Genomic DNA, 5,843 nt, shown 5'->3' on the forward strand with positions numbered 1-5,843 from the left:
TTTTTAATAACATTTTCATCAAGCCCAGCAAAATAGAAGTTTGCAATTAGGGATAATATAAAAAGAAGAAATAAAACAAATGCTCCTTTTAGTTTTTTCATAAGAAAAAATATAATTGGAACAAGAATGTAAAATTGAACTTCAACTGTAATCGTCCATAAAGCTCCATTGGGTGTACCTACACCCCAGAATTTTAAAATTTCTGGTGTATAAAACTGTAAAATTGTTAATTGACCAATTAACCATACATAAAAACTTGTATGTGTAAGTAGTGAAAATGAAGAGAAGAAAATGAGAAGTAAAACTGTAATAAATAAGCATACATATAGGGCAGGATAAAGCCTTAATATTCGATTAATACTGTATTTTTTAATATCATGGTTACGATCAAATGCCCAAAAGATAAGAAATCCACTAACAGTAAAGAATATTGGGACACCAGGAAAATATTGTAAAAATTTATCAAAAAATTCACGCAATAAACCATTTATTTTCAGATGATTTAGACTATGCATATATACGACTTGGCAGGCTGCTAGAAGTCGAATCAGGTCGAAATTATTAGTCCGGGGAATTGATAAGAGCATATCCATATTGACTGTTGTTATTAAAATTGAAAGCAATTCTACAGGGCAGCTAAATCCTAGTCGTTGAGTTTTTTTATGTTTATGTTTTTGTTTGTATCAAAATATGTTTTCTTAAGTTCATACCTTAGACTAGATTAAGTATTTGTAATTTAAACATTAAGAAAAAATATTATCTAAGATGTGCCTATAAAAATTTAGTTGCTCTTAAAGAAACTTTAACGTAGCACGGTACTTCTTACTATCGCCAAGGGCATATAAAAGTTATGGGTATGAATTACAGCTCTAATTTGTAGGCCTACTTGAAAGAGTAGGCTATTTTTTGTGCTATCTGTAAAGTTTTTCGATGGGGCTTTAACATAAGAGGAAGCTACATCTAAAAAGTTATTCCTTATTGCTGCGAGGAATGAGTTTCAGCTCTAAATTTTTAAAATCGATGACTTGATTAGATGAATCAACAAGCTTTAATTTGAGTTGATCATCTGAATTCTTCTTAAAAATTTTCACGACATCTTTATCTGCTTCAATAAAATTACTACCAGATTCAAGCATGGCAAGCAAAACAATATTTAAGCTTTTACCTTTTGGGGTGAGTAAGTATTCTTTGCGCTCTCGTACACCCACTTCCTTATAAATTGATAGTTCAAATATTTCTAATTGGATGAGGTGTTTTAGACGATTAGATAAAATTTGCTTCGATATACCTGTATTTTCTAGAAAATCATTAAATTTCGTTACACCGTAAAAAGCTTCTCTCAACAATAGGATCGTCCAACTATCGTTCAATATCTCAGCAATTTTGAAGATTCCACATACATCTACTGAAAATCTATGATTTGGAATAATTTGATTTGACATCAGAGATGGCTCCAATTAACATGAGTCTATAATTTAGACCTAGATTTGATTCAGGTAGCATTATGCCATTTATAAATATACAAACTATAGAGGGTTTACTAGATAAAGAGAGTAAAGCCGAGCTTTTCAAACGAATAACAGATTTATTTGTAGAGATAGAAGGAAAGGGAAATCCAGCTTTTCAAGAGCATGTCTGGATACGAATTGATGAATATCCACCTGAACAGTGGCAATTAGGTAGCTTAAGGCCAACGAAGGAAATGATTGAGTTAATGACTACAGTTAAATGATTGTTTTGTGCCTTTTACTAAAGCTGTATTGGTAAATCATAAGTTGCAAGTTAAGTATTTGCTAACCTGTTTTCAGGATATAAAGCTCATATCATTAATAATAATGTGAGTGTTGTCATTTGTGTAAAAGCTCTTTTCGGAGGGCTTTATTATTTTATTCAAAATTAGAAGGTCAGCTACTTTGTCGACTGATTTATCAACTTTTAATCTATTGATAAACATTATTTTCCTTTTCAAGCCATGTGAGTTTTGACAAAATGCAACACGTCACAATGGTCAATTCAATTCTGACAATAATTTATAGCTTTGTCAGGATTTTACATGCTCCATATTTATTTCTATTTAATTCAAATGTTTGGAAGTAGTTTCTAATGGAAACACAATATAAGGTGTTATGCGTCTGTTTAGGAAACATTTGCCGTTCTCCCACGGCTGAAGTGGTTTTCAGACATTATTGTGATGCACATCAACTTAATGTCATTGTCGATTCAGCTGGAACGAGTAATTATCATCCAAATAAAGCACCTGATCAGCGTAGTCAGCTGCACGCTAAAAAAAGAGGTTATGACTTATCGTCTTTACGTGCCAGGCAGCTTTCAACTCAAGACTTTTTAGAGTTTGATTTGATTTTGGCAATGGATCACCAAAACTTTGATGATATTCATCACATGCTACAAAGTGCGGTTTCTCAGTTTGGCACTCATCAAATTCGTGCAAAAGTAGCTTTAATGAGTGAGCATGATCCTGAATATCCGCAGCAAGCCTTACCTGATCCTTATTATGGCGGTGCAGATGGCTTCGAGCGCGTACTTGACCAATGCGAGTCTAGTAGTTTGGCGTGGATTAATATTTTAAAAAAACAATTGAATGTTTAAGAATAGGTTTTTCAATACAATGCAAATTCAGAGTCAGGTACAGCTTAAGCCATTCAATACATTAAGTTTAGATGCAACAGCTTCACATTACACAAAAGTCGCTAATATTCAGGATATTGAAGAAGCTTTGGATTTTGCTAAGCAGCATCATTTAAATGTAGTTGTGTTATCGGGCGGTAGTAACATGCTGTTGCCGCAGCAGATCAATGCCTTAGTGATTCATCTTGATATTCAAGGAATTGAAGTTTTATCAAATGATCATGATTTTGTTCGAGTTAAAGTTGGCGCGGGCCAGGTCTGGCATGATTTCGTTTTATATAGCACTCAGCAAAATTGGTTTGGTTTGCAGAATCTAGCGCTTATTCCAGGGTTAGTGGGTGCTTCACCTGTACAAAACATTGGTGCTTATGGGGTAGAGGCGGGCGAGTTTATTGAGTCGGTACAAGTGTATGACCGTAAATTAAAAGAAACTCAGACAATTTTAGCTGCTGACTGCCATTTCGCCTATCGTCATAGCATTTTTAAAGATGACCCAAACCGTTACATCATTACGCATGTGACTTTTAAATTGCTTAAACATCCCCATTTAAAGCTTAACTATGGTGATTTGAAGCAAGCAGTTGGAGATAATCAGACTGCCGAGAACTTACAAAATCAAGTCATTCATATTCGTCAAAGTAAACTCCCTGATCCAAAAGAATATCCAAATGTGGGAAGTTTCTTTAAAAATCCGATAGTTAATCCTCAAGAATTTGAGCGCTTAGTCACACAATTCTCAACAATTCCACATTATCCTCAAGCGAGTGGAAACGTTAAAATTGCAGCAGGATGGTTAATTGATCAGGTGGGTTGGAAGGGTAAACAACTTGATATGGTGGGTATGTTTCACAAACAGGCATTGGTTTTGGTGAATTATGCCAATGCATCTCTTACTGATGTAAAGAAAACTTATCAGGCTGTACAACATGATGTTGATCAGCGTTTCCATATTATGTTAGAACCAGAGCCTGTGCTTTATAACAGTTTAGGTTTAATTGAAAATCATACGGAATAGTTTTATGCCACAAGTACACTTAATGGTACGTTTAGTACAAGTAGTCACCGCGCTATTTTTACTATTGGGCTGTTTCGTGGTTTTTTTATATTCGCCGTTTTATTCAAAATTAATTGTAGCTGGACTTAATTATTTTGTACCGGTTGATGTTAATCAAGTCGCTGCTGAAAGCCAGAGACAGGCTGCCTTAAGTGAGCATGACAATTTAGAACCAGGCTCAAATCTATGGATTGCTCGTCAAGCATATTTAAAGCTGACTGAAAAAGCTTTACGTGAAAAAAAGACAACAGATCTGACCTATCTTCAAGAAAACTATAAGGCTTTGCAGCAAATTATTCTTTTAGAAGAAAAGGAACAAGATTCAGAAGCAGCCGCTTCCGTAACGGTTCCTTTAGTGGTTAAAAACTCAGAAATTGATGCTGCCGATGAAGTAAGTGCTCCTATTGATGAAGCTCTCTTTATTAATAGTTCGGAAAATAAAGCACTTACAGAGCAATATACTGAGTTTTTAGCAAGAAAACCTGTGGTACCAGAGCATCAAAAAGCTGTTAGTGAACCTGAACAGAAAATCGAATATGTGCGTAAAAATCCATTACCAGTGCAACCTAAAAAGTTATCAGAACCTTATGCAATTGTTGTGTTGGGTGGAGGATTAACTTTAGATAAAAATGGTAAGGATATTGTTGTTAATGGCTATACGCGTTTACGATTAGAAAAAACTTTAGAAGTTGAAAAACAAAATCATCTCCCGATTGTGCTTAGCGGTGTAGAAGCACCCTATATGCAAGCTTGGTTAAAAGAGCGAGGCGTTGATGCAAAGCTACTAGAAAAACGTAGTATGAATACTTGTGAAAATACAAGATTTAGTTCTCTATTGCTTCAGAAAAAGGGTGGAGCACCGACGGTCATGTTGGTTACAGATGAATACCATATGCCGCGTACTCGCCGATTATTTGCTTTAAATGGTATAGAAACCATTCCTGTTGTGGCTCCAATGCCAACACCACTGACACGCTGGCAACCAAGTGTGCAAAATTACGATCATAGCCGTCGTGCAAATTATGAATTACTTGCGACAATTCGCGACATGTTGTTTGGCTCAAGTGATTGTCGAGAGGTACCTTAATGTCAGATATCCCATTTCTCAATCCTGCCGTATTAAAACAATTAGATTTACCGGTTCCTAACCGTGATCTTACGCCACAGGTTCTAAGTCCACTTAATTTAAATACATTAGAAGAACCATCTCGAGATTTACTGGCTTACCGTAAGTTATATGGTTTGCATTTACTTGAATGTGATCATTGGCAGGGCTATGTTCAAATGCCTTTGTTCCGATTACATGTGCAAGTTTTCAAGCCTAAAGTAGAAAAAATACAAGGTACCGTCTGTTTATTACATGGCTATCTTGAGCATAGTGGTATTTATCAGCCTATTATTCGTGAAATTCTTGAACAAGGCTTTAGTGTCATTACCTATGACTTACCAGGGCATGGTTTAAGTAATGGCTCACCAGCAAGTATTCAAAATTTTGATCATTATCAACAAGTTCTGATGGCTGTTTATCAATATGTAAAACATGCAGATCAGTTACCGAAACCTTGGGTAGGAATTGGTCAAAGTACGGGTGGCGCAATTTGGATGCATCACTTATTGGAATATGCTGAAAAACGCCAAGATCCGATTGTAGATAGAGTCCTATTACTTTCTCCTTTGATTCGCCCTGCAAAAACAGCATGGTGGCATAATCCAGTTGGATTGGGCATTATTCGCCGTATTAAGCGCCAAGTACCAAGACACTTTAGACGTAATAATCATAATCCTGAATTTTTACGCTTTATTCGTTTAAAAGATCCTTTACAACCTCGAATGATGGGCATGGATTGGATTTTGGCAATGTCTAAATGGATGCAAGAAATGGAAGAGCGGCCAGCTTGTCGTATTCCCGTCTGGCTTGCACAAGGTGCTCTTGATCAAACGGTTGATTGGCGTTACAACATTGAATTTATTCGTCGCAAATTTAGGTTGCAAACGTTATTAATGCTAGAAGAAGGATCTCATCAATTAATTAATGAACGTGCGGATATACGTGCAGCTTTAACGGGATTGATTCCAGCATTTTTACATGCGAAGCCAAAACATTTTTATTATTAAAAAATAATGCATCTATCCAAAAAAATTG

The 5,843-nt window shown here is 35.6% G+C and carries 7 protein-coding genes; 5 read left to right on the forward strand and 2 right to left on the reverse strand.

The genetic code is table 11. The annotated features are described in order from the left end of the window. Together NL42_RS16435 and NL42_RS16440 are read right to left on the reverse strand one after the other, a co-directional pair. Positions 1 to 515: acyltransferase family protein (locus tag NL42_RS16435; protein WP_461313556.1), on the reverse strand; the 515-nt coding region annotated here is incomplete at its 3' end. A 453-nt stretch (positions 516 to 968) separates the two neighbouring features. Further along, positions 969 to 1,442, reverse strand: coding sequence for a winged helix-turn-helix transcriptional regulator (locus NL42_RS16440; protein WP_461313557.1), 474 nt, complete (start codon positions 1,440 to 1,442; stop codon positions 969 to 971). A 62-nt stretch (positions 1,443 to 1,504) separates the two neighbouring features. Between NL42_RS16440 and NL42_RS16445 the strand changes: the two genes are divergently transcribed. From NL42_RS16445 to NL42_RS16465, 5 genes are all read left to right on the forward strand, one after another. Beyond that, complete coding sequence (locus NL42_RS16445; protein WP_461313558.1) at positions 1,505 to 1,732, forward strand: tautomerase family protein; 228 nt, start codon at positions 1,505 to 1,507, stop codon at positions 1,730 to 1,732. A gap of 371 nt (positions 1,733 to 2,103) precedes the next feature. Continuing rightward, positions 2,104 to 2,607 (forward strand): low molecular weight protein-tyrosine-phosphatase, encoded by a 504-nt coding sequence (locus tag NL42_RS16450; RefSeq protein ID WP_461313559.1) that lies wholly within the window; start codon positions 2,104 to 2,106, stop codon positions 2,605 to 2,607. Positions 2,608 to 2,626: 19 nt separating this feature from the next. Next, positions 2,627 to 3,661 (forward strand): UDP-N-acetylmuramate dehydrogenase, encoded by a 1,035-nt coding sequence (murB, locus tag NL42_RS16455; RefSeq protein WP_461313560.1) that lies wholly within the window; start codon positions 2,627 to 2,629, stop codon positions 3,659 to 3,661. 4 nt (positions 3,662 to 3,665) lie between these two features. Further along, a complete protein-coding gene (locus NL42_RS16460; RefSeq protein ID WP_461313561.1) occupies positions 3,666 to 4,787 on the forward strand; it encodes a YdcF family protein in 1,122 nt (373 codons plus the stop codon). Further along, the gene (locus NL42_RS16465) at positions 4,787 to 5,815 is read left to right on the forward strand and encodes an alpha/beta hydrolase (RefSeq protein ID WP_004791742.1); all 1,029 of its coding nucleotides are present in this window, start codon (positions 4,787 to 4,789) and stop codon (positions 5,813 to 5,815) included. The genes NL42_RS16460 and NL42_RS16465 overlap by 1 nt, the downstream gene beginning before the upstream one ends. Positions 5,816 to 5,843 lie beyond the last annotated feature (28 nt).

This window comes from Acinetobacter sp. GN11, assembly GCF_054823985.1.